Source organism: Oerskovia sp. PE-21s (assembly GCF_056158145.1).
The window spans coordinates 1-24,103 of the sequence record NZ_JBUXJM010000002.1 but is presented as its reverse complement, the minus strand read 5'-3'; the positions used below and the strand labels follow the sequence as shown (position 1 = coordinate 24,103).

24 protein-coding genes, 3 tRNA genes and 1 pseudogene are annotated in these 24,103 nt (G+C 73.2%); 15 read left to right on the top strand and 13 right to left on the bottom strand.

The annotated features are described in order from the left end of the window. The first annotated feature begins 120 nt into the window (after positions 1-120). The 8 genes from ACZDYF_RS03075 to ACZDYF_RS03040 all read left to right on the top strand — a co-directional run bounded on the left by ACZDYF_RS03075 (position 121) and on the right by ACZDYF_RS03040 (position 8,029). Positions 121-1,143, top strand: a complete 1,023-nt coding sequence (locus ACZDYF_RS03075; protein WP_475053274.1) for an ABC transporter ATP-binding protein — start codon at positions 121-123, stop codon at positions 1,141-1,143. Next, positions 1,140-1,994: an ABC transporter permease gene (locus ACZDYF_RS03070; RefSeq protein WP_475053271.1), complete on the top strand. Its 855-nt coding sequence runs from the start codon at positions 1,140-1,142 to the stop codon at positions 1,992-1,994. The genes ACZDYF_RS03075 and ACZDYF_RS03070 overlap by 4 nt, the downstream gene beginning before the upstream one ends. Next, entirely contained in the window at positions 1,981-3,351 is a 1,371-nt protein-coding gene (locus ACZDYF_RS03065; protein ID WP_475053268.1) for a sensor histidine kinase, read from the top strand. Before ACZDYF_RS03070 ends, ACZDYF_RS03065 begins: the two co-directional genes overlap by 14 nt. Further along, a complete protein-coding gene (locus tag ACZDYF_RS03060) occupies positions 3,348-4,076 on the top strand; it encodes a response regulator (RefSeq protein ID WP_191791566.1) in 729 nt (242 codons plus the stop codon). The genes ACZDYF_RS03065 and ACZDYF_RS03060 overlap by 4 nt, the downstream gene beginning before the upstream one ends. A gap of 86 nt (positions 4,077-4,162) precedes the next feature. Further along, on the top strand, positions 4,163-5,251 hold the full coding sequence (locus ACZDYF_RS03055; protein ID WP_475053262.1) for an adenosine deaminase: 1,089 nt from the start codon (positions 4,163-4,165) through the stop codon (positions 5,249-5,251). 80 nt (positions 5,252-5,331) lie between these two features. Continuing rightward, complete coding sequence (locus ACZDYF_RS03050; protein WP_475053260.1) at positions 5,332-5,760, top strand: hypothetical protein; 429 nt, start codon at positions 5,332-5,334, stop codon at positions 5,758-5,760. Beyond that, a complete protein-coding gene (locus ACZDYF_RS03045; RefSeq protein WP_475053257.1) occupies positions 5,760-7,364 on the top strand; it encodes a sensor histidine kinase in 1,605 nt (534 codons plus the stop codon). Before ACZDYF_RS03050 ends, ACZDYF_RS03045 begins: the two co-directional genes overlap by 1 nt. Beyond that, positions 7,361-8,029 (top strand): response regulator transcription factor, encoded by a 669-nt coding sequence (locus ACZDYF_RS03040; RefSeq protein ID WP_191791574.1) that lies wholly within the window; start codon positions 7,361-7,363, stop codon positions 8,027-8,029. The genes ACZDYF_RS03045 and ACZDYF_RS03040 overlap by 4 nt, the downstream gene beginning before the upstream one ends. Positions 8,030-8,155: 126 nt before the next feature. Here ACZDYF_RS03040 and ACZDYF_RS03035 read toward each other — a convergent pair whose 3' ends face one another. Together ACZDYF_RS03035 and ACZDYF_RS03030 are read right to left on the bottom strand one after the other, a co-directional pair. After that, positions 8,156-8,476, bottom strand: coding sequence for a hypothetical protein (locus ACZDYF_RS03035; RefSeq protein WP_191791576.1), 321 nt, complete (start codon positions 8,474-8,476; stop codon positions 8,156-8,158). 14 nt (positions 8,477-8,490) lie between these two features. Next, positions 8,491-9,852 carry a phosphotransferase family protein gene (locus tag ACZDYF_RS03030; RefSeq protein WP_475053246.1) on the bottom strand — a complete coding sequence of 454 codons (1,362 nt, stop codon included), beginning with the start codon at positions 9,850-9,852 and terminating at the stop codon, positions 8,491-8,493. Between the two features lie 103 nt (positions 9,853-9,955). Here ACZDYF_RS03030 and ACZDYF_RS03025 point away from each other — a divergent pair, with 103 nt between their 5' ends. Together ACZDYF_RS03025 and ACZDYF_RS03020 are read left to right on the top strand one after the other, a co-directional pair. Further along, complete coding sequence (locus tag ACZDYF_RS03025; protein WP_191791580.1) at positions 9,956-10,351, top strand: GntR family transcriptional regulator; 396 nt, start codon at positions 9,956-9,958, stop codon at positions 10,349-10,351. Between the two features lie 193 nt (positions 10,352-10,544). Beyond that, entirely contained in the window at positions 10,545-11,441 is an 897-nt protein-coding gene (locus ACZDYF_RS03020; RefSeq protein ID WP_475053240.1) for a L,D-transpeptidase family protein, read from the top strand. A gap of 102 nt (positions 11,442-11,543) precedes the next feature. Here ACZDYF_RS03020 and ACZDYF_RS03015 read toward each other — a convergent pair whose 3' ends face one another. From ACZDYF_RS03015 to ACZDYF_RS03005, 3 genes are read right to left on the bottom strand one after another with little or no spacing between them, the layout of a single operon-like run. Next, entirely contained in the window at positions 11,544-12,761 is a 1,218-nt protein-coding gene (locus ACZDYF_RS03015) for a UDP-N-acetylmuramate dehydrogenase (RefSeq protein ID WP_364077958.1), read from the bottom strand. 45 nt (positions 12,762-12,806) lie between these two features. Beyond that, positions 12,807-14,111, bottom strand: coding sequence for an MFS transporter (locus ACZDYF_RS03010; protein WP_475053231.1), 1,305 nt, complete (start codon positions 14,109-14,111; stop codon positions 12,807-12,809). Further along, complete coding sequence (locus ACZDYF_RS03005) at positions 14,108-15,661, bottom strand: MFS transporter (RefSeq protein WP_475053226.1); 1,554 nt, start codon at positions 15,659-15,661, stop codon at positions 14,108-14,110. The genes ACZDYF_RS03010 and ACZDYF_RS03005 overlap by 4 nt, the downstream gene beginning before the upstream one ends. A 109-nt stretch (positions 15,662-15,770) precedes the next feature. Between ACZDYF_RS03005 and ACZDYF_RS03000 the strand changes: the two genes are divergently transcribed. Continuing rightward, a complete protein-coding gene (locus tag ACZDYF_RS03000; RefSeq protein ID WP_204807925.1) occupies positions 15,771-16,871 on the top strand; it encodes a LacI family DNA-binding transcriptional regulator in 1,101 nt (366 codons plus the stop codon). Positions 16,872-16,955: 84 nt separating this feature from the next. On the opposite strand, the gene ACZDYF_RS02995 is transcribed toward ACZDYF_RS03000, so the two are convergent. From ACZDYF_RS02995 to ACZDYF_RS02970, 6 genes are all read right to left on the bottom strand, one after another. Beyond that, positions 16,956-17,408, bottom strand: coding sequence for a MaoC family dehydratase (locus ACZDYF_RS02995; protein WP_191791629.1), 453 nt, complete (start codon positions 17,406-17,408; stop codon positions 16,956-16,958). Then, the gene (locus tag ACZDYF_RS02990) at positions 17,405-17,872 is read right to left on the bottom strand and encodes an FAS1-like dehydratase domain-containing protein (RefSeq protein WP_475053215.1); all 468 of its coding nucleotides are present in this window, start codon (positions 17,870-17,872) and stop codon (positions 17,405-17,407) included. Before ACZDYF_RS02990 ends, ACZDYF_RS02995 begins: the two co-directional genes overlap by 4 nt. A 31-nt stretch (positions 17,873-17,903) precedes the next feature. Beyond that, positions 17,904-18,074: a 50S ribosomal protein L33 gene (gene rpmG / locus ACZDYF_RS02985; protein ID WP_030151977.1), complete on the bottom strand. Its 171-nt coding sequence runs from the start codon at positions 18,072-18,074 to the stop codon at positions 17,904-17,906. An 88-nt stretch (positions 18,075-18,162) separates the two neighbouring features. Further along, positions 18,163-18,239, bottom strand: a tRNA-Met gene (locus tag ACZDYF_RS02980). 63 nt (positions 18,240-18,302) lie between these two features. Continuing rightward, a tRNA-Thr gene (locus tag ACZDYF_RS02975) sits at positions 18,303-18,375 on the bottom strand. Positions 18,376-18,739: 364 nt separating this feature from the next. Beyond that, a tRNA-Tyr gene (locus ACZDYF_RS02970) sits at positions 18,740-18,821 on the bottom strand. A gap of 233 nt (positions 18,822-19,054) precedes the next feature. Between ACZDYF_RS02970 and rarD the strand changes: the two genes are divergently transcribed. The 4 genes from rarD (at position 19,055) to ACZDYF_RS02950 (ending at position 22,686) form a co-directional block, all read left to right on the top strand. Next, positions 19,055-19,966 (top strand): EamA family transporter RarD, encoded by a 912-nt coding sequence (gene rarD, locus ACZDYF_RS02965; RefSeq protein WP_475054583.1) that lies wholly within the window; start codon positions 19,055-19,057, stop codon positions 19,964-19,966. Between the two features lie 109 nt (positions 19,967-20,075). Continuing rightward, positions 20,076-20,570, top strand: a complete 495-nt coding sequence (locus ACZDYF_RS02960) for a YajQ family cyclic di-GMP-binding protein (RefSeq protein WP_191791633.1) — start codon at positions 20,076-20,078, stop codon at positions 20,568-20,570. A gap of 221 nt (positions 20,571-20,791) precedes the next feature. Beyond that, the gene (locus ACZDYF_RS02955) at positions 20,792-21,640 is read left to right on the top strand and encodes an HAD family hydrolase (RefSeq protein WP_475053201.1); all 849 of its coding nucleotides are present in this window, start codon (positions 20,792-20,794) and stop codon (positions 21,638-21,640) included. A 137-nt stretch (positions 21,641-21,777) separates the two neighbouring features. After that, a complete protein-coding gene (locus ACZDYF_RS02950) occupies positions 21,778-22,686 on the top strand; it encodes an alpha/beta hydrolase family protein (RefSeq protein WP_475053199.1) in 909 nt (302 codons plus the stop codon). A 63-nt stretch (positions 22,687-22,749) separates the two neighbouring features. On the opposite strand, the gene htpX is transcribed toward ACZDYF_RS02950, so the two are convergent. Both htpX and ACZDYF_RS02940 read right to left on the bottom strand, forming a co-directional pair. Continuing rightward, a complete protein-coding gene (htpX, locus tag ACZDYF_RS02945) occupies positions 22,750-23,625 on the bottom strand; it encodes a zinc metalloprotease HtpX (protein WP_475053196.1) in 876 nt (291 codons plus the stop codon). 205 nt (positions 23,626-23,830) lie between these two features. After that, positions 23,831-24,103 (bottom strand): annotated as a pseudogene (locus ACZDYF_RS02940) (pyridine nucleotide-disulfide oxidoreductase); the annotation flags it as partial.

Sequence of the window (24,103 nt, the reverse complement as noted above, 5' to 3'; positions counted from 1 at the left end):
AGGCCGCAGCGCGACGGCGCGACGGGCGCGAGCGTCACCCCGGCGTCCACCGGTCGGTGGACCCCAGGTCCACCCGACCGGTCGTCGCGGCGCGCACCCCCCGCCGACCAGGCTGGAGCCATGAGCACAGACAGGACGCCTCCCCGAGCAGGAACCCGCGCCCCGGCCGTCGAGGTCCGCGGGCTCACCAAGCGGTACACGCAGCGCGGCGGCGTCGTGAAGCAGGCCGTCGACGGCCTGGACCTCACGGTCGAGCGCGGCGAGATCTTCGCGGTCCTGGGACCCAACGGTGCGGGCAAGACCACGACGGTCGAGATCCTCGAGGGCTTCCGCAAGCGCGACGGCGGGCAGGTCCAGGTCCTGGGCGAGGACCCCGCGCTCGCAGGGCGCGCATGGCGCAGCCGGATCGGCGTCGTCCTGCAGGACTCGCGCGACCAGGCCGAGCTCACGGTGCGCGAGCTCGTGCACCACTTCGCGACCTTCTACCCGGCCCCGCGGGACCCCGAGGAGGTGATCGCCGCCGTCGGGCTGCTGGAGAAGGCGTCCACGCGTGCCCGCCAGCTCTCGGGCGGCCAGCGGCGTCGCCTCGACGTCGCCCTCGGGATCGTGGGCGACCCCGAGCTGCTGTTCCTCGACGAGCCCACGACCGGGTTCGACCCGCAGGCGCGTCGCAGCTTCTGGGACCTCGTCCTGGGGCTGCGCGCCGACGGCACCACGATCCTCCTGACGACCCACTACCTCGACGAGGCCGCGCACCTGGCCGACCGCGCCGCCGTCGTGCGCGACGGGAAGGTCGTCGCCCTCGGGGCGCCGGCCGACCTGGGCGGGCCAGGTGCGCTGCGCCCCGTCGTGCGGTGGGTGTCCGACGGCGTCGCGCACGCCGAGCGGACCGACCACCCGACCGCGCTGGTCACCTCGCTCGCGGCCACCCTGGCCGGACCCGACGGCGAGGTGCCCGGCCTGCGTGTCCTCCAGCCGAGCCTCGAGGACGTGTACCTCGAGCTCATCGGGGCCGCGCCCGTCGCCCCGTCCGGTTCCCCCTCCGGCTCGGCCCCGTCCGCCGCAGCGCCGCCCGGAGCCCTGCACGACGCCCCGACCTCTGCCGTCCTGTCCGCTCCCGTCGCCGAGGAGGCCTCCCGATGAGCACCCAGACGTCGCCCACCCGTGCGCTGCCCGCCGGGCGACCCCTTCCCGGCGTCCTCGGCACTGGCCTGCGGCGGACCTGGATCGAGATGCTCGCGTTCCTGCGCGAGCGCGACGCGGTCGTCTTCATCCTGGCCTACCCGCTCATCATGATGGCGATCTTCGCGACGGTGTTCGGGCAGGAGGAACAGGGCAGTGCCGCAGGATCCGTGCCGTACGCGCAGTACTTCCTGCCGGGCATGGTCGCCACGGGCGTCATGCTCACGAGCTTCCAGAACCTTGCGATCTCGATCGCGGTCGAGCGCGACGACGGCACGCTCAAGCGCCTGCGGGCGACGCCCCTACCCGCGACCTCCTACTTCCTGGGGAAGATCGGGCAGGTCCTGCTCGTCACGACCGTCCAGACCGCCGCCCTGCTGCTGCTCGCCACCACGGCGTTCGACGTCCCGATGCCGACCACCGCCGCGGCCTGGACGACGTTCGCGTGGGTGTTCGTGCTCGGCACCGCGACCGGGTCGGTGCTGGGCGTCGCGTTCTCCTCGGTCCCCCGCTCCGGGAAGTCCGTGAGCGCCGTCGTGGCCCCGATCGTCCTGGTGCTCCAGTTCATCTCGGGCGTGTTCTTCGCGTTCTTCGCCCTCCCGTCCTGGATGCAGCAGATCGCCTCGGTGTTCCCCCTCAAGTGGCTCGCGCAGGGCATGCGCTCGGTCTTCCTGCCGCCCGAGGCCGCGGCCCTCGAGACGAGCGGGTCGTGGCAGCACGGCGCGACGGCTGCTGTACTGGTGGCGTGGCTCGTCGTGGGCCTCGTGGTGGGGGTCCGGACGTTCAGGTGGAGGCGGCGTGACGACGGCTGAGAGCCCGGTGGACCGGCCGGCGACGGAGCGCGCGGCGGGCGGGCGCCCCGTGCACCCCGCCGCGGGCCAGGGCCCGTCGACCGGCTCCGCGCTGGACAGCTTCGAGTCCTCGTGGGACCACGTGGTCGTGTGGTGGGACGTGGGCTTCTACGTCGTGGTGCTCCTGAGCGCGGTCGCGCTGCTCCTGGCCGGGATCGAGCCCGACCGGCTCGCCCTGGCCCTGGGTGCGATCGGCGTGATCCTGCTCGCGTACACGTTCCTCGGCAGGCCGGCGGCGCGGAACCGCGACCAGCGTCTGGCGGTCTCCTACCTGCTGATCCTGATCGTCGCGACCGACGTCGCCGTGATCCAGAACCAGCTCGGGACGTTCCTGCTGTTCGTCGCGTTCACCCAGATCTGGATGCTCTCGGAGCGCCGGTGGGTCAGCCTCGCGCTCTCGACCCTGCTCGCGGTCGGCACGACCCTCGCGCTCACGTCCGAGTCCGGGTTCTCCCGCGAGGCCCTCACGAGGGCCGCACCGCAGATGGGCGTCGCGCTCGCCTTCTCGATCCTGCTCGGGATCTGGGTCGGCCAGACGATGCTCCAGACCGCACGCCATGCCCAGCTCGTCGACGATCTCAACGCCGCGCAGGCAGAGCTCGGCGCGGTGCACCACGCGGCGGGGGTCGCGGCCGAGCGCGAGCGCATGGCCCGCGAGATCCACGACACCCTGGCGCAGGGGTTCACGAGCGTCGTCATGCTCGCCCAGGCCGCGAGCGCCGACCTCGACCGCGACGACGTGGGCGCGGCCCGGGACCGGCTCGCGCTCGTCGAGACGACGGCGCGCGACAACCTGGCCGATGCCCGGTCCCTCGTCACGGCGTTCTCCCCCGTGCCGTTGCAGGGCGCGACGCTCGTCGAGGCGATCGAGCGCCTGGCCGGCCGCTTCGAGGACGAGTCGGGGGTCGCGGTGACGCTGCGGCTGTCGGTCGTCCCGGGGCTGGGCAGAGCCGAGGACGTCGTCCTGCTGCGGTCCGCGCAGGAGGCCCTGGCCAACGTGCGGCGGCACGCGCAGGCGAGCTCCGTCGTCGTCTCCCTGGGCGAGGGGGCGGGGCCGGGCGGCCCGGAGGGGGCGGCACCCGACGGCGCCACGGTCGTCCTCGAGGTCACGGACGACGGGCGGGGGCTCGGACCGGGCGTCGTGGAAGGGTTCGGTCTGCGCGGCATGCGTGAACGCGTCGCCGAGGGTGAGGGCACGGTGCGCGTCCTGTCGCCCCCGGGTGGTGGGACGAGCGTCCGGGTCGAGCTGCCCGTGCCCGCCGACCACCCCGCCGGTGCCCCGCCCCATCCCGCCCCTCTCCCCCGGAGCCACCCGTGACCTCGACCGCCGACCGTCCGTCCTCGTCGCCCACCCGCCCCAGGACGACCGTCTCGGCGACCGGGACAGGTGCGCCCTCGTCGGCTCCCACGGTCCGCGTCCTCGTCGTCGACGACCATCCCGTGGTGCGCTCGGGGCTCGTCGGGATGCTCATGGCCGAGCCGGACCTCGTCGTCGTCGGCGAGGCGGGCGACGGCCGCGAGGGCGTGACCCTCGCGCACGAGCTGGGTCCCGACGTCGTGCTCATGGACCTGCGCATGCCCGTGCTCGACGGCGTCGGTGCGACGACCGAGATCCTCGCCTCCTCCGCGGCGGGGGCGAGGCGCCCGCGCGTCGTCGTGCTCACGACGTACGAGACCGACACCGACATCCTGCGGGCCGTCGAGGCCGGCGCGACGGGCTACCTGCTCAAGGACACGCCGCGCGAGACGCTCGTCGCAGGGATCCGTGCCGCAGCCCGCGGAGAGACCGTCCTGGCCCCCACGGTCGCGACGCGGCTCGTCACGACCGTGCGGGGAGCCGGCGAGCGCCTGACGGCGCGCGAGGCCCAGGTCCTGGCCCTCGTCGCGCGCGGGCTGAGCAACCCTGCGATCGGGCGCGAGCTCTTCATCTCGGAGGCCACGGTCAAGACGCACCTGCTGCGCGCCTTCGCGAAGCTCGGGGTCGACGACCGCACGCGCGCCGTGACGGTCGCGATCGAGCGGGGCATCCTGCCCGGGGCGTGACCTCGCCCGGTCCGCAGGGGCCGTCGGGGCGACGGCGCGGCGAGCAGGACCGCCGAGCGGTGCGGGCAGGGTGCGAGACTGCCTCTGTGCGTGATCTGGCGAAGCTCCCCAAGGCCCACCTCCACCTGCACTTCACCGGCTCCATGCGGCCGGCGACGTTGCACGACCTCGCCGCGCAGTACGGCGTACGGCTCCCGTCGGCCCTGCTCGACGGCGACCCGCTCCGTCTGCCCGCGACCGAGCGCGGCTGGTTCCGGTTCCAGCGGCTGTACGACGCGGCGCGCGCGTGCGTGCGCTCTGAGGCCGACATGCGCCGGATCGTGCACGAGGCGGCCGAGGACGACGCCGCTGAGGGGTCGGGCCGCCTCGAGATCCAGGTTGACCCCACGTCCTACGCGCCCTTCGTGGGCGGCATCTCCCCCGCCGTGGAGATCGTGCTCGACGCGGCGCGAGAGGCCAGTGCGGCGACCGGGACCGAGGTCGGCGTGATCGTCGCGGCCTCTCGCATGCGGCACCCGCTCGACGCGCGGACCCTCGCGCGTCTCGCGGCCCAGTACGTGGGCGACGGCCCGGGCGAGGTCCTCGGCTTCGGGCTGAGCAACGACGAGCGGCGCGGTGACACCGCGGCCTTCGCCCCGGCGTTCTCGATCGCCCGCCGGGCGGGCCTCGCGCTCGTCCCGCACGGGGGCGAGCTGCTCGGCCCCGACCACGTGACCGAGGTGCTCGCCGACCTCGACCCGGACCGGATAGGGCACGGGGTGCGCTCGGTCGAGGACCCGCGGGTCCTCGAGCAGGTCGTCGAGCGCGGGGTGGCGCTCGAGGTCTGCCCCGCCTCGAACGTGTCCCTCGGGGTGTACGACGACGGCGCGCAGGTCCCGCTCGGGGCGCTCGTCGACGCGGGGGCCCAGGTCGCCCTCGGCGCCGACGACCCGCTGCTGTTCGGCTCCCGACTCGTGGCGCAGTACGAGTCCGCGCGGACCGAGCACGGGTTCTCCGACGCGGAGCTCGCGGACCTGGCCCGGTCCTCGATCCGGGCGAGCCGCGCAGGCACGGCGACGCGGGCACGGCTGCTCGCGGGCGTCGACGCCTGGCTCGCCGAGGAGCCCGCGGCGCCCGAGGGCGCTCCCGGCCCCGCGGGCGCTCCCGGCCCTGAGGAGGGGCGGGCGGTGCGGTGACGGGAGGGACCGTCGGGCGGCCGGAGGCGGGTGACACACGCTCTCATCCCTCTCTCATGCGCACCCGAGATACTCGCGCCATGCGACGGACGACGGTGTGGGTGATCGCCCTCGTGCTGGTCGCACTCGGGGCCGGCGCCGGCGCGGTCGCGCTGGTCTCGGCAAGCCCACCCGACCGCGACCTGCGAGGCCTCGTCGTCCTGACACCAGCCCCGACCCCCCAGGAGACCACGTCGCCGTCTCCGACCCCCACCACCCCGCCACCCGGCGAGACCACCGACGAGCCGGAGGACGACGGCGACGACGACGAGTCGGCGACCCCGAGCTCACCGCTGGTCCCCGTGCAACCCGCCCCTCCTCGCAGCGGCACGGACACGGTCGGCAAGACCCCCGAGCAGACCTACGACGACGGCATGTACCACCCGGGCGAGCAGTACGACGACGGCATGTACCGGCCGTCCGACGAGTACGACGACGGCATGTGGACACCAGACACAGGGAACGGATGATGGCGCAGCACTCCCCGGGCAGCGGGCCCGCGCCTCGTCGCGCACCGTCCCGGCTCCAGACGGTCCGCGCGCGGATCCTCGGTGCTGTCCTCGCCCTGGCCGCCCTCGGCCTGCTCATCGCGGGCGGCGTCGCGTACACGGCCCAGCGAGCGCACGTGGACGACCGCATGGACCAGTCCCTCATGCGCTCTCTGGAGGAGTTCGAGGCCCTCGCGCACGAGGGCGTGCACCCCTCGACCGGCGAGCGCTTCACGTCCTCCGACGACCTCGTGAACACCGCGATGCGCCAGACCGTCCCCGCCCCGCACGAAGGCATGGTCGGCTTCCGCGGCGGCCGGGCCCAGTGGATCGCCGCGACGCCCGTCCCCCTGCGGCTCGAGGACGACGAGGTCCTCATGGACGCGCTCGAACCTCTCTCGACCGGTCGGGACGTGGTGCTCCGGGAGATCACGACCCCGGTCTCGAGCTACCGGGTCCTCGTCGTGCCGGTGACCGACGGCGACGTCCCGTCGGCGCTCGTCCTGGCGTTCGACCGCAGCGCCGAGCACGCCGAGTTCGACCAGGTCTTCCGCACCTACGCGATCATCGCGGTCGTCACGCTGCTGCTGATCGCGGCAGTGGGCTGGCTCGTCGCGGGGCGCCTCCTGCGGCCCGTACGGCTCCTCGGCCAGACGGCCCGGCGCATCAGCGACACCCACACCTCCGAGCGCATCCCGGTCACGGGCAACGACGACATCTCGGACCTCACGCAGGCGTTCAACGAGATGCTGGACCGCCTCGCCGCGGCCTTCGACGCCGAGCACGAGCTCCTCGACGACGTCGGGCACGAGCTGCGCACCCCGCTCACGATCGTGCGGGGACACCTCGAGCTCATGGACCCCGACGACCCGGAGGACGCCGCGAGCACGCGCGACCTCGCGCTCGACGAGCTCGACCGGATGCACCGCCTCGTCGACGACCTCATGACCCTCGCCACGGCGGGCAGCCCTGGGTTCGTGCGGCTCGAGGAGACCGACCTCGGGCGGCTCACGGACGACATCCTCGACAAGGCGCGTCTCCTGGGCGACCGCCGGTGGGCCGTCGACGCGCGTACCGGGGCCACGGCCCACGTCGACGAGCAGCGTCTCACCCAGGCCTGGCTGCAGCTCGCGTCCAACGCCGTGAAGTTCTCCGCACCGGGTTCCACGATCACCCTGGGGTCGGCGGTCCGCGACGGTCGCATCCGCCTCTGGGTGCGCGACGAGGGCATCGGCGTCTCGCCCGACCAGCTCGAACGCATCTTCGTCCGCTTCGCGCAGGCCGAGCGCGAGCCGGCGTTCCGGGACGGTGCGGGGCTGGGCCTCGCGATCGTCAGCGCGATCGCCGGGGGGCACGAGGGGCGGGTCGAGGTCTCCTCGACCCGTGGCTTCGGGTCGACCTTCACGCTCGACCTCCCGCACGACCCCGGCCCCTCGGCGCCCGTCCCCGACGCTGCCGACCACGGCGGCCCGGGTGCAGCCTCCATCGTCCCGAGGACTCCCCTCGGCAGCACGGCCGAGACCCCCCTCACCATGGAGATCCCGGTCTCCTCTCGGGCACGTCAGGGTGAAAGGACATCGCTGTGAGCCAGATCCTCGTCGTCGAGGACGAGACCCGGATCTCGTCGTTCGTGACCAAGGGGCTGCGGGCCGCCGGATACGCGAGCGCCGCCGTGACCACGGGCCGGGAGGGGTACGACCTCGCCCAGACCGGGGACTACGACCTCATGATCCTCGACCTGGGGCTGCCCGACCAGGACGGGTTCACCGTGCTCCGCCGTCTGCGCGCCTCCCGCAGCACCATCCCGGTCATCATCCTCACGGCACGGTCGTCCGTGACGGACACCGTCGCGGGGCTCGAGGGCGGTGCCGACGACTACATGGTCAAGCCGTTCCGCTTCGAGGAGCTCCTGGCACGCATCCGGCTGCGGCTGCGGACCGAGCCCGCCGGAGAGGTCACGGTCCTCTCGCACGGGTCGCTCAGCCTGGACCTGCGCACCCGTCGGGCCCGCACCGAGGACCGCGAGGTCGACCTGTCGGCCCGCGAGTTCGCGCTGGCCGAGACGTTCCTGCGCAACCCCGGGCAGGTCCTGAGCCGCGAGCAGCTGCTGTCCCGGGTGTGGGGCTACGACTTCGACCCGGGCTCCAACGTGGTCGACGTCTACGTGCGGTACCTGCGCAACAAGCTCGGCGCCGAGCGCGTCGTGACGGTCCGCGGCATGGGCTACCGGCTGGCGGACCCTGCTGCCTGAGCGCGCTGACAAAGCCCCGTGCAGGACGCGGGACGACGAGAGGGCGGAGGCCCGTGTGCCTCCGCCCTCTCACGTACGGCCGGTGACGCGCCGACCGCTGAGTCGCCCCGCCGGGGCGCCCTCCCCCTAGGGGGTGGGCGCCGACGGGGACGTCTGTGCCGAGACCGGGCTCTGCGAGCTCACAGGACTCGGAGCGGTGGTCGCGGTCTGGGCCGAGGTCGTCGATCCCGCGGTGACCGTGGACACGGTCGTCGTGGAGCTCGACGGGTCGAGGTCCGACGGGCTCGGGCTCGGGACGGCTCCCGGCGTCGTCGTGGCGTCGTTCGTCTCGACGACCGCGGGGGCCTCGACGTCCGCGCGCGCTTCCGCCGCCGCGATCGTGGCGCCGAGCCCGGCGCCGAGCACCCCGAGCGTGCCGGTGGCGATCCAGATCCTGCGAGCGTCCATGATTCCCTACCTCCTCAGACGATGGGCGGCCGGGCTGCCGCCCCGTCGTCACGAGACTCACAGGCCGACGTGAGCGGAGCAGGAGCCGCAGGTGAGAGGACTCTCAGACGCGTCTGCGCTCCCGCGAGAAGCTCCTCGGCCACACCGAGCCAGGTCTCCGCGAGTGCTTCGCGGGGCGCCCCGGGCAGGAGGGACAGGACGACCCCCGCGCTGCGCGCGCGGAGCCCGATCGGGTCGGTGGCGTCGCCGAACACTGCGAGGCAGCGGTCGACCAGGCCCTGGACGCCCGGGTAGACCTGGGGCGCGAGCGTCTCCAGGACCGCGAGGTGGCCCGTCATGCAGGCCAGGTCGTCGATGCGGTGACCGGGGCCCAGCGTGTCGACGTCGAGGACCGCGGCGACGCGACGACAGCCGGCACCGCCCACGAGCAGCACGTTCGCCTCGTAGAAGTCGCCGTGCGTCGCGACCACGGGACCGGGGTCGCGGTCGGCCACGATCCGGCGCACCGCGCGTTCGAGGGCCTCGATGCGTCCCGCATGGCCAGGAAGACGCCCGACGGCGGCGCGCGCGTAGTGCTCGGACCGCTCGGCCCATGCGGCGCGACGCTCGAGCAGGACGGCGTCCTGCGGGAGGGCGACGAGTGCACGCAGGAGCTCGTGCGGGTCGATCGTCAGCGGCTGCTCGTGCCTGGCCGTGGACGCGATCGCCGACGCGAGCGTCTCCTCCGGCCGCGCCGCGAGGACGAGGATTCCCTCGCCGAGCGAGGCGAGGACGCGGGGAGCGGCGGGCGGGGCCGAGAGCGCGTAGCCCATGGGCGCGGCCTCGGCGACCAGGAAGAGGTCGTGCCGGATGCGGAGGTCCGTCACCCGGTCCGGGCGGACGATCTTGAGGTAGACGTCGCCGTCGGTGGTCCGTGCGCGCAGCACCGCGCGACGCAACGGCCGGTAGGTCACGAGATCGAGTCCCAGGACGAGCGGGGCGTGCGGGTCGAGCGAGCGCCACCGGTCGGTGAGCGCCGCGGCGTCGCAGGCGGTCGCCAGGCCGGGCAGCAGCGGGTCCACGGGATGACGCCACACGTGGACGGTCTGCTCGCCGTCGACGAGGCGCAGGATCCCACGCCGCTCGACGACGTCGGGCGGGAGGTCCGCAGTCGTCGCCACGAGATATTCGGGCCGTCCGGCCGGGGTGCGGGGGCCGTCCGTGCCACCGTGGCCGCCGCGCACCGTGACCTCGTACCCCACGCTCACCTCGGCCCCGGGGCGTGCGTGCACCTGGTGCACGCGCCACGACCCCAGGCTCACGTGGTCGACGGCGAGCGCAGCCTCCAGGAGGTCACCCGCCCGGGGACCGGTGAGGAGCTGCGCAGCGGTGTCCATGGAAGCAAGGAGACCGCCCAGGGGTGATGGGCACATGAGGACGGCATGAGAGAGCTCTCACACACGCGTTGACACCGGAGCACCACGCTGACATTGTGCCAACATGGTGACACAATCCGGACACGGCTCCCTGCACGTCGAGATCGACCCCGCCTCGGGGGTCCCGCCCTACGAGCAGATCCGTGCGCAGGTCGTCGCGCACGTCGCTTCGGAGCGGCTCCTGGTCGGCGACCGGCTCCCGACCATCCGCGCGCTCGCAGCCGACCTCGGCGTCGCGGCCGGGACCGTCGCTCGCGCGTACCGCGAGCTCGAGGCGGCGGGGATCACCGCCACGAACCGGCGTGCGGGAACGGTCGTGTCCGACGGCGTGGCTCCCGCCGACGTCGTCGCCCGGCAGGCCGCCCACACGTTCGTCGCGACCGCGCACGAGGCAGGCCTGGACGACGACGCGATCCTCGACCTCGTGCGCGGCGAGCTCCTGCGTCGCCACGGCGACTGAGGGACGAAGGGACCCGGCACGGTGGGGCCCGCGGCAGGCCCGGAGCGCCCGGGCCTGCGTCCGCGCGGCCCCCGACGCCACTCTTCACAACGATTGCGCAACCCCTGCCCACCCGATGTGCCACGTCTCGGCGCCACGTGGGACCGTGGTCACTCGGGGTCTGCCGAGGACCCCACGTCGAGGGGGAGCACGCATGACGGATCGACCGACCGGCACGAGATGGGCAGCGGTGACGGCCGCGGTGCTCACGATGCTGCTCGTAGGCGGGTGCGACGCGCTCGGACCCCGGGTCGACGGCGGGGCGGGACCGGCGTCGTCGTCCCCGCACACGACGCCACGCCCCTCCGCGACGCCGAGCGAGTCAGCTTCCCCGACGCCGACGCCCCTCCCGACGCCCACCGTCGTCCCGACCCCTCCCCCGCCCGTCGAGCCTCCTCCTGTCGAACCCCCGCCCGTCGAACCCCCGCCGGTCGAGCCCGACCCCGCGACCGTCGAGCTCGTCCGTGGCAGCACGGGCGAGCGGGTCACGGCGCTCCAGCAGCGGCTCGTCGACCTGGGCTACTGGGGCGCCGCCCCCGACGGCGTGTTCGGTTCGGGCACCCAGCAGGCCGTGTGGGCGCTGCAGAAGGCTGCGGGCATCAGCCGCGACGGCCGCGTGGGTCCCGCCACGCAGGCCGCGCTCGACCAGGGGGTGCGCCCCGCAGCGCAGAGCGGTTCAGGTCACGTGATCGAGATCGACATCGCCCGCCAGCTCGTCCTCGCGGTCGACGACGGGCAGGTCGTCAAGGTCTTCAACGCGTCCTCGGGCAACGGCGAACGGTACGAGGCCAAGGGCCGGACGTACGTCGCCAAGACCCCGCGCGGCACCTTCCAGGTGGGGCGGCAGGTCGACGCCAACTACGAGTCGTCGCTCGAGCTCGGCAGCATGTGGCGACCCAAGTTCTTCACCGGCGGGATCGCGGTGCACGGCTCGGGCTCGGTGCCTCCGAGCCCCGCGTCCCACGGGTGCGTGCGGGTCACCAACGCCGCCATGAACTGGATCTGGGACTCCTGGGGCGCCCCTCCGGGCACGACCGTGCTGGTCTACTGAGGTCCTGCCGGTCCACGAGATCGAGGACCGGCGTCGAGCCGGAGGCCTCCAGGCCCCTCCCTCACCGGGAGCCCGTCGCCTCCCGGTGAGCGCGGAGCGACCTCAGAGCGCGACGCCCACGAGCACGGGCTCCGGGACGAGCTCGATCCCGAACGCGTCGAGCACGCCGTCGCGCACGGCCCGCGCAAGCTCGACGACCTCCGCCGCGCTCGCACCGCCACGGTTGGTGAGCGCGAGCGTGTGCTTGGTCGAGAGCGTCGCGGCGCTCGCCGGGCCGTGCACCCCGAACCCCTTGGTGAACCCGGCGTGCTCGATGAGCCACGCCGCGGACGTCTTGACGAGCGTCGGGTCGATCTCGCCGAGGCTCGGCCCCGTCGTGCGGGCCGGGAGGGCCGAACGGACGGGGAAGCGCGGGGCGTCGGCCGGCAGGAGGTCCGCCTGGTCAGCGGCGACGACCGGGTTGGTGAAGAACGAGCCGGCGCTCCACCGGTCGTGGTCGGGGGCCGCGGGGTCGTCGAGCAGCATGCCCTTGCCACCCCGCAGCTCCAGGACCGCCGCGCGGACGTCCGCGCTGGGCGCGCGCTCGCCGACCTGCACGCCGAGCCGTCGCGCGAGCTCGGGGTAGCCGATCGGTGCGGACAGCGTCCCGAGGCGCATCTGGAGGTTGACCTCGAGCACGACGTAGCGCGGGGACGGGTACCAGATGTCGCCACCGTCGGGCGAGGCGTGCATGCTCCGCTTGAGGACCGACGTGCGGTATCCGAAGTCGAGGTCGACCAGCGCCAGGGTCCGGATCCGCGACTGCGCACGGTCCCACACGCGCACCGAGGCAACGACCCCGGCGACCTCCTGGCCGTACGCGCCGATGTTCTGGACGGGCGCGGCGCCGACGGTGCCGGGGATGCCGGACAGCGCCTCGACCCCGACCCACTCCTGGGCCACGGCCCGCTCCACGAGCTGGTCCCAGTCCTGGCCGGCCGTCACGGTCAGGCTCCCGCCGCCGCACGTGTCCTCGGCGTCGATGCGGATCTCGGCGCGCACGTCGCGCACCACGACCCCGCCGAAGCCCTCGTCGCTCACGAGCAGGTTGGACCCGCCACCGATCACGAGGAGCGGCTCGCCCGCGTCGTCGGCGGCCCGGACAGCGTCCACGAGCTCGGCCTCGGTCGTGGCCTCGACGTACGCGTCGGCGGGGCCCCCGACGCGCAGCGTCGTGAGCTCGGCGAGCGTCGGCTGCTCGAGCACCTCTCGGGGTCCGGGAGCAGTGGCCTCGGTGACGGACTCGACGGCGGACGCGCGGCGCGGGGAGGTGGCGGTCATGGGTCCAGCCTAGTTCGCAGGTCGGCCCGGCCACGTCCGGCCAGGTCAGTGCACCGGTGCGCCTCCGCCGCCCGCGGCCGTGGGCAGCGGCTTGGCCGCGTCGACGACGAGCAGACCGATCACGAGCGGCACTGCGATGACGAGCAGCGCCGGACGGTAGCCCCCGATGTGCTCGGCGAGGAAGCCGATGAGCGGGGGCCCGACGAAGAAGGCCGAGTACCCGATCGTCGAGACGACGCTGACCCGGACGGCGGCGTGCGCGGGGTCGTCCGAGGCCGCGCTCATCCCCACGGGGAAGCCGAGCGCCGCGCCCATGCCCCACAGGACCACGCCGACGAGCGCGACCCACAGGTTGGGTACGAGCGTGAACACGAGCAGTCCCACGAACGCGAGGCCCGCGGAGATGCGCAGCACGGCCACGCGTCCGAAGCGGTCGAGCAGGCCGGTGCCGAGCAGTCGCATGCCCGTCATCGCTGTCAGGAAGATCCCGAGCCCCACGGCGCCCATCGCGTCCGACGTGCCGAAGCCGTCGACGACCGCGAGCCCGACCCAGTCGTTGGCCGCGCCCTCGGTCAGGGCTGCCGCCAGGACGACGAGGCCGATCAGCAGGGTCCGCGGCTCGCGCCAGGCCGCGAGGGCGCTGCGCGCCCCGTTCGACGAGTGGACGGCAGTCGCAGGGTCCTCCCCCGCGGCGTCGTCGGCGCCCGACGGCGACGCACCGGCGGCGTGGACGTCGCCCGCAGGGAGGAAGGACCGCACGCACCAGACGACGCCCAGGAGGCTGAGGGCGAGCGCGACCGCGAGGTGCCACTGGACGGGCACCTCAGCCAAGGCGGCCAGGGCGCCGACGCCGGCTCCCGCCATGGTGCCGAACGAGAAGCCCGCGTGGAAGCGGGGCATGATCGCCTTGCCGAGGCGCTGCTCGACCGCGGCACCCTCGATGTTCATGGCGGCGTCCCAGACGCCGGTCCCGATCCCGAACAGGAACAGGCCGACTCGCACGACGTCGACCGAGCCCTGGGACACCCCGGTGACGGCGACGACGAGACCGGCGACGTTGACGGTGGCGAAGAGCAGGACGGCGCGCGACGCGCCGATCCGTTGCACGACCATGCCCGCGAGCGGCAGCGCGAGGAGCGACCCGATCGCGGCGAAGAGCAGCAGGAGGCCCATGCTGCCCTCGCTGAGGCCGAGCGCGTCCCGGACCGCGGGCAGGCGCGAGGCCCAGCTCGCGAAGTTGAACCCGTTGAGGAAGAACACCGCGAAGACGGACCAGGTGGCCGCCTGCACGGTCCGGGCGGCGCTCACGGCGCTCTGGCCGCCGGTGAGCGGCGAGGGCGGGGTGGTCATGCGGAGGTCTCCTCGCGTCGGTGAGAGGTCGAGCCGGTCGGGGCCGGTTGCGTCGTCGGGGTGCTGCCGCTGGGTGCGTGCCGACGGAGCGACCGACGACGACGTGTGCCCACGGTCGACGGTACCGGGTGATTGCTTACCACATGGTCAGGCTCCGGCCGCTGGACGCCGGAGACCTCGTCCCCCTCCCCGACCGTGTGCACGACGCGACCCGGTCCGGTGACGGGAGCGCCGTCGTCGGGCAGGGGGTGCGGCGAGCTGCTCGGGGCGAGCGGCGCGACCTTGGTCGAGAGCAGCACGCTGACGACCATCGCGACCACGATGAGCACGAGCGCGTGCCGCGCACCCATGGTCTCCGCCGCGATGCCCAGCAGCGGCGGCGCGGCGAGCGACGCCATCGACGAGAACGCCGAGACGACCGAGACGCGGCTCGCGGCCTGGAGCGGTTCGTCGGACGCAGCGGCGATGCCGATGGGGACCGCGAGGGCCGCCCCCATGCCCCACGCGAGCACCCCGACACCGGCGAGCGGCAGGTTGGGCGCGAAGCCGAAGAGCAGCAGGCCGCCGATCGAGGCCACGCCCGAGAAGCGCAGCACGACGACCCGCCCGTAGCGGTCGATGAGGCGCGTGCCGAGCAGGCGCATGATCGTCATGGCCCCGACGAAGGCACCGAAGACCACGGCGCCGACCGCCTCGGTCTGGTCGAACCCGTCGACGACGGCGAGGGACAGCCAGTCGTTCGCGGAGCCCTCGGAGAGCGCCGCGGCCATGATGACCAGGCCGATCAGCAGCGTGCGCGGCTCGCGCCACGCGCTCAGCGCGGCACCCAGGCGCACGCGGCGCGAGCGCGGGTGCAGGACGGCGGCGGCCTCGACACCGTCGGGACCTGCGTCTCCCAGGCGACCGTCGACGCGAGGGCGCGGCGGCGTCGCGTGGATGAACATCGGGATGCTCACCAGGCGCCAGACCGTCGCGACGACCGCGGTGCCCACGAACTGCACGAGGACCGGGACGTCACCCGCGGCGCACGCGGCGCCGACGAGAGAACCGACGACCGCACCGATGCTGAAGGCCGCGTGGAACTGCGGCAGGATCGTGCGCCCGGTGCGCCGTTCGACGCTCGCACTCTCGACGTTCATGGGGACGTTGCCGAGTGAGAAGGCCACACCGTTGAGGAAGATGCCCGCGGCCAGCAGCGCGACCGACCCCGTGGCCGGTCCGACGCCCAGGAGAACGAGCGCCGCGGCGAAGAAGGCCGTCGAGGCGAGCATGGTCGCCTTGCCGCCGAAACGGTTGACGATCGGACCGGCCAGCGTGACGGTCATCAGGGCGCCGATCGCACCCGCGAGCAGCACGAAGCCCAGGTCCTTGGGCGTCATGTCGAGCGCGTCGCGGACCGACGGGATGCGGGCGAGCCAGCTCGACATGGTGATGCCGTTGAGCAGGAAGATCCCCAGGAGGGACCAGCGGGCGCGGGAGAGGCCAGGATCAAGAACGGGTCGAATCGATTCGATTCCTGCGTGGGTGGCCTTCGAAACGATTCGAGACATGGGGTCAATTCTGCGGGTAGTCTGGCCGCGCCGTCAAACACCTTTCCGCGCGCCACGCCGGACCCGAGAACCACCAGATGACCGGCAGATGACCGACAGAGGGGCGACGATGACCGAGACCGAGCAGGCACCCAGGCCACCAGGCCGCCCGACCCTCGCCCGCGTCGCCGCGCTCGCCGGGGTCTCCGTCTCCACCGCGTCCCTCGCGTTCTCGGGCGCGGGCCCCATCACCCCCGAGACGCGCGACCGCGTCATGGCCGCGGCCGACGAGCTCGGCTACACCGGCCCCAACCCCCTCGGGCGCCAGCTGCGCTCCGGGAAGTCCGGGATCGTGGGCGTCGTGATCGGCGACCAGCTCAAGCGCGCGTTCCGCGACCCGGTCGCCGTCCAGGTCCTCGACGGCCTCGTCTCCACCCTCGGGACCAGCGGCCTCGGCGTCCTGCTCATCCCCGGCATCCCCTCCGACGACCCGTCCCGCGCGGTCGACCCCCTCATCGAGAGCGCCGCGATGGACGTCGCGGTCCTCGTGTGGGGCGTCGGGACCGACGACGCGACCCTCGCCGCCCTGCAACGCCGCGGCGTGCCCGTCGTGATCGGCGAAGGACGCCCCGTACCCGGCACGCCGCTCGTCGGCATCGAGGACCGGCGCGGCACGGCCGAGGCCGTCCGCCACCTCGTCGACCTCGGCCACACGCGCATCGCCGAGATCTCGCTCCCCCTCGACAACTCGCGTCGCAGCGGGGTCATCGACGCCGAGCGCCTCGCCCAGGCCGACCGCACCCCCACCCTCAACCGCCTCACCGGGGTGCGCGACGTCGTCGAGCCCCTCATCTCGTGGGAGACCGAGGCCTCGCTCGTCGAGCACGGGCACGCCGCGGCCGTCGAGATCCTCGGGACCTGGGTCCCCGACGACGAACGGCCCACCGCGATCATCGCCCACTCCGACCTGCTCGCCGCGGGCGCGCTCCTCGGTGCCAAGGAGCTCGGGCTGCGCGTGCCAGAAGACCTGTCCATCGCCGGGTTCGACGGCCTCGACCTCCCCTGGCTCAGCCCCGACACCCTCACGAGCGTCCACCAGCCCCTCGCCGAGAAGGGCGCCGAGCTGGGCAACGCGGTCGTGGCGCTCCTCGCCGGCAAGGAGCCGGAGACCGTCATGCTCGACGTCGGGCTCGTGCTCGGGACCACGACAGGACCCGCGCCGAGCGCCTGAACCGCCCCGCTCCCCGAACCGTGACGCACGAAGGGCGCCTCTCCCGTGCGGGAGAGGCGCCCTTCTGCGAGCTGTGTCCGGCGGCTAGAGGCGGACGACCGCCTGCGCCTTCATGAGGACCTTGGCGCCCTCGAACGTGACCGTGAGGTCGACACGGACCGTGCGGGCCTCGAGATCGATCGCACCGATCGCTCCCGACACCGAGATGACGGCCTCGCCCGGGTTCGGCACGGGCACGGGACGAGTGAAGCGGGTCTGGTAGTCGACGACCGCGCCCGGGTCCCCGGCCCAGTCCTCGACCAGCGCGACGGCGGCCCCCATGGTGAACATGCCGTGCGCGATCACGCCGGGCAGGTCCACGCTCTGCGCGAAGGCGTCGTTCCAGTGGATCGGGTTGAAGTCGCCGCTCGCACCGGCGTAGCGGACGAGGCGCGCCCGGTCGACGAGGACCTCGCGGCTCCCGACGACGTCGCCCACCGCGAGGGCGGCGAGGTCCGGTCGAGCGGTGCTCACCGGAGAGGCGATGTGCTCGGTCATGCGTCCTCCCCGCGGACGACGAGGCTCGACGTGACGGTCGCGACGGGCTCGACGGTTCCGGACCCGTCTGCCGCCAGGGCGCCGATCTCGGCGCGAGTCGTGACCATCGAGATGCCGGCCCGCTGCGTGATCGAGTCGACGTGCAGCACCGTCACGAGCTCGTCGCCGGCGACGATCGGACGGTGGTGCACGAACCGCTCGTCGGCGTGCACGACGCGTGTGAAGTCGACGCCTGCCTCAGGATTCTGGATGAACGGGGCCTCGGCGCGCTGCGCGACGATGACCGCGAACGTGGGCGGCGCGATCAGGTCCGGATAGCCCAAACCCCGCGCAGTGGCCACATCGTGGTGCGCGGGGTGGGTCGAACCGACAGCAGCGGCGAACTCGCGGATCTTCTCGCGGCCGACCGAGTACGGGGCGGTGGCCGGGTACTCGCGACCGGCGTAGTCAGCGTTGATCGCCATGCGTGCGGAGCTGCTCAGCGGAGCCGCTGGATCAGCGGGTCTCGCGGTGAGCGGTGTGCTTGCCGCAGCGCGGGCAGAACTTCGCCAGCTCGAGACGGTCGGGGTCGTTGCGGCGGTTCTTCTTGGTGATGTAGTTCCGCTCCTTGCAGTCCACGCATGCGAGCGTGATCTTCGGGCGAACGTCTGAGCTCTTGCTTGCCACGGTAGTGCCACCTCTCGCGCCTCCGGAGGGCGCTACGTGCTTGCTAGGCCGCACGGCGCCGGCCGCCGTACGGTGTGTTGTCAGGAAGTGGTAGCGGGGGCGGGGCTCGAACCCGCGACCTCACGATTATGAGCCGTGCGCTCTGACCAGCTGAGCTACCCCGCCGCGTGATGAACGCGGGGTCGTGTCGCCAGTATTCCAGCGAGACGACCCCGCGTCACTTCACAGAGCCCCGAAAGGGAATCGAACCCTTGACCTTCTCCTTACCATGGAGACGCTCTGCCGACTGAGCTATCGGGGCAGCGGTAAGAAGATTACACGGGTTCTGGCGTGGTGCGAAATCGACCCCGGCGGCTGCCCCGGACCCCAGTGATCAGGCCGATTCTGCGGCCCGACCGAGAGTCGCCCTCCTCGCTCTGCGGACGCGCGTCGGGCGAGCGGAACCGGTCCGACATGTCACGACTTCACCCCCGCCCGCACGAGCTGCCCGCACCCTCGACGCGTCCCGGAGGCGCGCCGCCGGCCGGACGACCCTGGTGACCTCCGCCGTCGGGCCGCAGACCGCGCCCCGGGAGACCCTGCCCGAGCCCCCAGGGCTCGACCCCGCACGTCGACCTCAACGCGAACGAGGCGCCACCCGACGGGTGACGCCTCGTTCATGTGCGTGGCAGGTGAGGGATTCGAACCCACGAAGGCTATGCCGTCTGATTTACAGTCAGATCCCTTTGGCCGCTCGGGCAACCTGCCATGTTGAGTTGTGCACTCCCGTCGGCCTCGCCCCGACCGTGCCGAGGCACAACCGAAAGACGCTTCCGAACTGCGGGAGCGTGGCAACAGTACAGCGAATCCGACCCCGGAGGAAAATCGACCCCTCACGATCCGCCTGCACACGCTTACAGTGGACCGTGAGCCAGGCACCCCAGCACCCCGTGAACGACCTCTCCGCGCCACCGGGCGCCTCCCGTCCGGGCGCTCCGGGCATCCCCACGCCGGCCCCGATCGACCGCCTCGGCGTGGTCCTCGGGGCGAGCGCGTACTTCCTGTGGGGCGCGATGCCCCTCTTCTTCCCGCTGCTCCAGCCTGCCGGGCCGCTCGAGATCATCTCCCACCGCGTGGTGTGGAGCCTGCTGTTCTGCCTCCTCCTGCTGCTCGTGATGCGCAAGCTGCCCGCGTTCCGGGCCGCGTTCCGCGTGCGCCGGACCGTGGGGCTGCTGGCGATCGCCGCGGTGCTCGTGGCCACGAACTGGACCGTGTACGTCTACGGCGTGCTGTCCGGGCACGTGCTCGACGCGGCCCTCGGGTACTTCATCAACCCCCTCGTCACGGTGCTGCTCGCGGTGCTCGTGCTCAAGGAGCGGCTGCGCCCCGCGCAGTGGGTCGCGCTCGGGATCGGCACGGCCGCCGTGGTCGTCCTCACGATCGGCGTCGGCCGGCTCCCGTGGATCGCGCTGACCCTCGCCGCCTCGTTCGGCCTGTACGGACTCGTCAAGAACCGTGTCGGGCGCGACGTCGAGGCCCTGCCCGGCCTGGCGGTCGAGACGACCCTGCTGTTCCCCGTGGCGCTCGGCTACCTCGTCTTCCTCGGGGTCACGGGCGTCGGGACGTTCGCGGCCGAGGGCACAGGTCATGCCCTCCTGCTCGCATCCAGCGGCATCGTCACGGCCCTGCCCCTGCTGCTGTTCGGCGCGGCCGCCCGACGCCTGCCGCTGAGCCTCGTCGGCATGCTCCAGTACCTCGCGCCCGTGCTCCAGTTCCTCGTCGGGCTGCTCGTGTTCCACGAGTCCATGCCGCCCGCACGGTGGGCCGGCTTCTCGCTCGTGTGGCTCGCGCTGATCGTGCTCAGCGTCGACGCCCTGCGCGCGATGCGCGTGTCCCGGCTCGCGGCTCGCTGACCGATCGGACCGCGGTCGGCTCGCAGGCGGGTGCCCGAGGCGACGCCCCCGGCCCCCGCCCACTACCGTTGACCCCAGACCAATCCACCTACCGTGTCAGGAGAGCACCGTGGCCGATTCATCGATGGACATCGTCAGCAAGGTCGACCGCCAGGAGGTCGACAACGCCCTCAACCAGGCGATCAAGGAGATCCAGACCCGCTACGACTTCAAGAACATCGGCGCGTCGATCGCCTGGAGCGGCGAAAAGATCGTCATGGTCGCGAACTCCGAGGAGCGCGTCCTCGCGATCCTCGACGTGTTCCAGACCAAGCTCATCAAGCGCGGCATCTCGCTCAAGGCGTTCGACACGGGCGAGAACGAGCCCAAGCTGTCGGGCAAGGAGTACCGCCTCGAGGGTGTGCTGAAGGAGGGCCTCGCGGGCGAGAACGCGAAGAAGGTCACCAAGATCATCCGCGAGGAGGGGCCCAAGGGCGTCAAGACGCAGATCACGGGCGACGAGGTCCGCGCGACGAGCAAGTCGCGCGACGACCTCCAGACCGTCCAGGCGCTGCTCAAGGGCGCGGACCTGGACTTCGCGGTGCAGTTCACGAACTACCGCTGACCGGCTCCTGACGGGCGCGTCGCTGCTCGGGCTCCTGCCCGACGACGGCGCGCCCGTCCGCGTGCCGGGCCCCGCCGTGTCACGCCCGCGACGTGCGGGCGTGTCGCTACCGCGCCGACCTAGACTCGCGGCGTGGACACTCACCGACTCCCGGCGGTGGCGCCCGTGCAGAGCCACGGGGCCCTCGACACCGTCCCGGCGCGCGCCGCTGGGTCCCCGGCATGACCAGCCCCCTGCGCCGCCCTCGTGTGATCGCGACCGACCTCGACGGGACGCTGCTGCGCTCGGACGGCACGGTCTCCGACCGCACCCGCCGTGTCCTGGCCGCTCTGGACGAGGCCGGCACCCAGGTCGTGTTCGTCACGGCCCGCCCGCCCCGCTGGCTGACCGAGGTCGGGCGCCTGGTGGGAGGGCACGGGGTCATCATCTGCCTGGGCGGCGCGTGCGTGTACGACGTCGGCACGCGCCAGGTCGTCGAGTCCCGTGGTTTCGCACTGCCCGCCCTGCGTGACGTGGTCCGCGACCTGCGCGCCGCGGTGCCCGGTGTCGCGCTCGCCGTCGAGCAGGTCGACGGCCCGGTGTTCGACTCGACGTTCCGGCACGAGGAGGACATGCCGGACTCCTGGCGCGGGCCGGTCGAGCGCGCGCTCGACTCCCCCGTCGCCAAGCTGCTCGCGCGCACGGACGCCCTGGGCCAGGACGAGTTCTTCGAGCAGGTGCTCGACGTCGTGGGCGACCGTGCCCTGCTCGCGTTCTCCGGGGCCGCGGGGCTCGCCGAGCTCCTCCCTCCCGACGTGACCAAGGCCGGTGCGCTGGCCGCCTGGTCCTCGTCCCACGGCATCGGGGCCCACGAGGTCTGGGCGTTCGGCGACATGCCCAACGACCTGCCGATGCTCACCTGGGCGGGAACCTCGTACGCCGTATCGAACGCGCACCCGGAGGTGCTCGAGGCCGCGACCCACGTGACGGCGTCGAACGACGAGGACGGTGTCGCGGTGGCCCTGGAGCGGTTGCTCGACGGGGCAGCCCCATCGGGCACGCCGACGGCAACCGAGAGACAGGGCAGCTGATGCGCGCCCGACAGGGCACCGGGCCCCGCCAGGCGCCCTCGGCCGCGACCGGCCGACGCGGCCGGACGGTGGCCCTCGCGCTCGCGCTCGCTCTCGCGACCACCGGGTGCACGAGCCCCTCCCCTGCGGATCAACAGGTGCCCGCATCGACCTCCTCGCCGGCCACCGCGCCAGACGACGCGATGCTCACCACGTTCTCCTACGGCCCGCGCCCGGCCCAGACGGCCGACCTGATCCTGCCCGCAGCGCTCGCCGCAGGCACCGAGGAACTGCGTACGCCGTCCGAGACCACGGAGGTCGAGGAGGCGGGAGAGACCGTCGACGTCGTGGTCCTGGTCCACGGCGGCGGCTGGGGCGCCGAGTACGACCGCTCGTCCGAGGCCGCCGTGGCCCGCGACCTCACCGACGACGGCATCGTGGTGTGGAACCTCGACTACCGCGGCGTGGGCGCGGCCGACCCTGCCGACGACGGCGGTTGGCCCGGCACGTTCGAGGACGTCGCGGCAGGCCTCGACCTGCTCCCCGAAGCCCTCGGGACCGTGGGCCTGGCGCCCGGGCGCGTGGCCGTCGTCGGGCACTCCGCGGGCGGGACCATGGCCCTGTGGCTCGCGGCCCGGCACACCCTGCCCGACGGCGCCCCCGGAGCCTCCCCGCGCGTCCGGCCCGACCTCGTGGTCACCCAGGCGGGCGTGAACGACCTGACGGCCGCGGGGTCGGTGCACGGGTCGCGGGGGCCGGTCGAGGCGCTCATGGGCGGCTCGACGAGCGAGGTCACCGACGACCGGTACGACCTGGCGGACCCCACCGCGCGACTCCCGCTCGGCGTCCCGACGCTCGTGACGACCGGCGACCTGGACGCCGTGGTCCTGCCCTCGGTCGCGACCGGCTATGCCGAGGCGGCGCGAGCGGCCGGGGACGACGTGACGCTCGCGGTGATCCCTGGCGAGGACCACCTGTCGCCCCAGAACCCCCGCTCGGGCGCGTGGGCCGCGGTGCGCGACTGGCTGGCCGAGCGCGGCATCACGTCGGCGGGGGCCGCGAGATAGAGGGAGCTCGGCTCTCCCTCGGCGGCAGGGACCTTCAGCGACGGGTGCCTCGGCGACGCGGGCTCAGTAGCGCGTGATGCCACCCTGCTGGCCAGCCATGCGCTCGAGGCGCTGGATGCGGTCGGCCATGGGCGGGTGCGTCGCGAACAACTTCGCGACGCCCGCGCCGCGGAACGGGTTGGCGATCATGAGGTGCGAGACGTCGACGAGGTCGCGGTTCTGCGGCAGCGGCGCGCGTGCCGTCCCCTGCTCGAGCTTGCGGAGCGCCGAGGCGAGCGCGAGCGGGTCGCCCGTGAGCTTGGCGCCGTCCTCGTCGGCGTCGTACTCGCGTGTGCGGGAGATCGCGAGCTGGATCACCATCGCGGCCACGGGCGCGAGGAGCGACATGGCGATCGCCGCGAGCGGGTTGCCCCCACGCTCGCGGTTGCCACCGAAGATCAGCAGGAACTGGGCCAGCGACGTGATGACGCCGGCCATCGCGCTCGCGACGGACGACGTGAGGATGTCACGGTTGTACACGTGCATGAGCTCGTGCCCCAGCACGCCGCGCAGCTCGCGCTCGTCGAGCAGCGTCAGGATGCCCTCGGTGCAGCAGACCGCGGCGTTCTTGGGGTTGCGACCCGTCGCGAACGCGTTGGGGGCCTGCGTGGGCGAGACGTACAGCTTGGGCATCGGCTGACGCGCGGCGGTCGAGAGCTCCCGCACGATCCGGTACATCGCGGGCTGCTCGAGCTCGCTCACCGGCCGCGCGTGCATGGCCCGGATCGCGATCTTGTCGGAGTTCCAGTACCCGTACGCCGTGGTCACGAGACCGATCGCGACGAAGATCCACAACGTGCTGGCCGACCGTCCGAACACGGCCCACAGGCCCAGGATCACGACCCACATGATCCCGAAGAGCCCTGCGGTCTTCAGACCGTTGAAATGCTGATGACCCACGCTCAGCCCCTTCCGTCGAGCACAGGATGCCGTGGTGCGAGCATCCACCGGGAGAACGCTCGGCGCACGCGGGGGGTTCCCTGCGCCACCTGACCCGGACGGCTCGGCATGCCGGGCCTGAGCGCGGCTCCGTCCTCGCACGGACGACGACGGCGCCCCGGCCCGGGTGGGCAGGGGCGCCGTGGCGTGGTGCGCGTCGTGCGGGTCAGGCCTCGGTGGCTGCCTCGGTCTGGCGGCGGGCGATGCGGATCATGTCCTCGCGGGGCACGACCTTGATGCGCTCGCGCCCGTGCGGCTCCCCGAGGGTGCGCTCGTGGGCGTCCAGGACCTCCCAGTCGGCCCACTGGATGACGTCCACACCGCGCTCGGTCAGGAACTCCAGGACCGCCTCGGGCGAACCGTGCGGCGCGACGCGACCGGCCTCGAGGTCACCCTCGACCGCCTCCACGCCCTCCGAGGCGGCGACCGCACCGGTCAC

What these genes read in the sequence shown, in the direction of transcription:
- ACZDYF_RS03035 (WP_191791576.1), bottom strand. Translation starts at nt 8,476, where the DNA reads ATGGACGCTCGCAGGATCTGGATCGCCACCGGCACGCTCGGGGTGCTC.
- ACZDYF_RS03010 (WP_475053231.1), bottom strand. Translation starts at nt 14,111, where the DNA reads ATGACCACCCCGCCCTCGCCGCTCACCGGCGGCCAGAGCGCCGTGAGC.
- ACZDYF_RS03050 (WP_475053260.1), top strand. Translation starts at nt 5,332, where the DNA reads ATGCGACGGACGACGGTGTGGGTGATCGCCCTCGTGCTGGTCGCACTC.
- ACZDYF_RS03070 (WP_475053271.1), top strand. Translation starts at nt 1,140, where the DNA reads ATGAGCACCCAGACGTCGCCCACCCGTGCGCTGCCCGCCGGGCGACCC.
- ACZDYF_RS02990 (WP_475053215.1), bottom strand. Translation starts at nt 17,872, where the DNA reads ATGGCGATCAACGCTGACTACGCCGGTCGCGAGTACCCGGCCACCGCC.
- ACZDYF_RS03030 (WP_475053246.1), bottom strand. Translation starts at nt 9,852, where the DNA reads ATGGACACCGCTGCGCAGCTCCTCACCGGTCCCCGGGCGGGTGACCTC.
- ACZDYF_RS03000 (WP_204807925.1), top strand. Translation starts at nt 15,771, where the DNA reads ATGACCGAGACCGAGCAGGCACCCAGGCCACCAGGCCGCCCGACCCTC.
- ACZDYF_RS02955 (WP_475053201.1), top strand. Translation starts at nt 20,792, where the DNA reads ATGACCAGCCCCCTGCGCCGCCCTCGTGTGATCGCGACCGACCTCGAC.
- ACZDYF_RS03015 (WP_364077958.1), bottom strand. Translation starts at nt 12,761, where the DNA reads ATGACCGCCACCTCCCCGCGCCGCGCGTCCGCCGTCGAGTCCGTCACC.
- ACZDYF_RS03045 (WP_475053257.1), top strand. Translation starts at nt 5,760, where the DNA reads ATGGCGCAGCACTCCCCGGGCAGCGGGCCCGCGCCTCGTCGCGCACCG.
- ACZDYF_RS02995 (WP_191791629.1), bottom strand. Translation starts at nt 17,408, where the DNA reads ATGACCGAGCACATCGCCTCTCCGGTGAGCACCGCTCGACCGGACCTC.
- ACZDYF_RS03025 (WP_191791580.1), top strand. Translation starts at nt 9,956, where the DNA reads ATGGTGACACAATCCGGACACGGCTCCCTGCACGTCGAGATCGACCCC.
- ACZDYF_RS03020 (WP_475053240.1), top strand. Translation starts at nt 10,545, where the DNA reads ATGACGGATCGACCGACCGGCACGAGATGGGCAGCGGTGACGGCCGCG.
- ACZDYF_RS03005 (WP_475053226.1), bottom strand. Translation starts at nt 15,661, where the DNA reads ATGTCTCGAATCGTTTCGAAGGCCACCCACGCAGGAATCGAATCGATT.
- ACZDYF_RS03075 (WP_475053274.1), top strand. Translation starts at nt 121, where the DNA reads ATGAGCACAGACAGGACGCCTCCCCGAGCAGGAACCCGCGCCCCGGCC.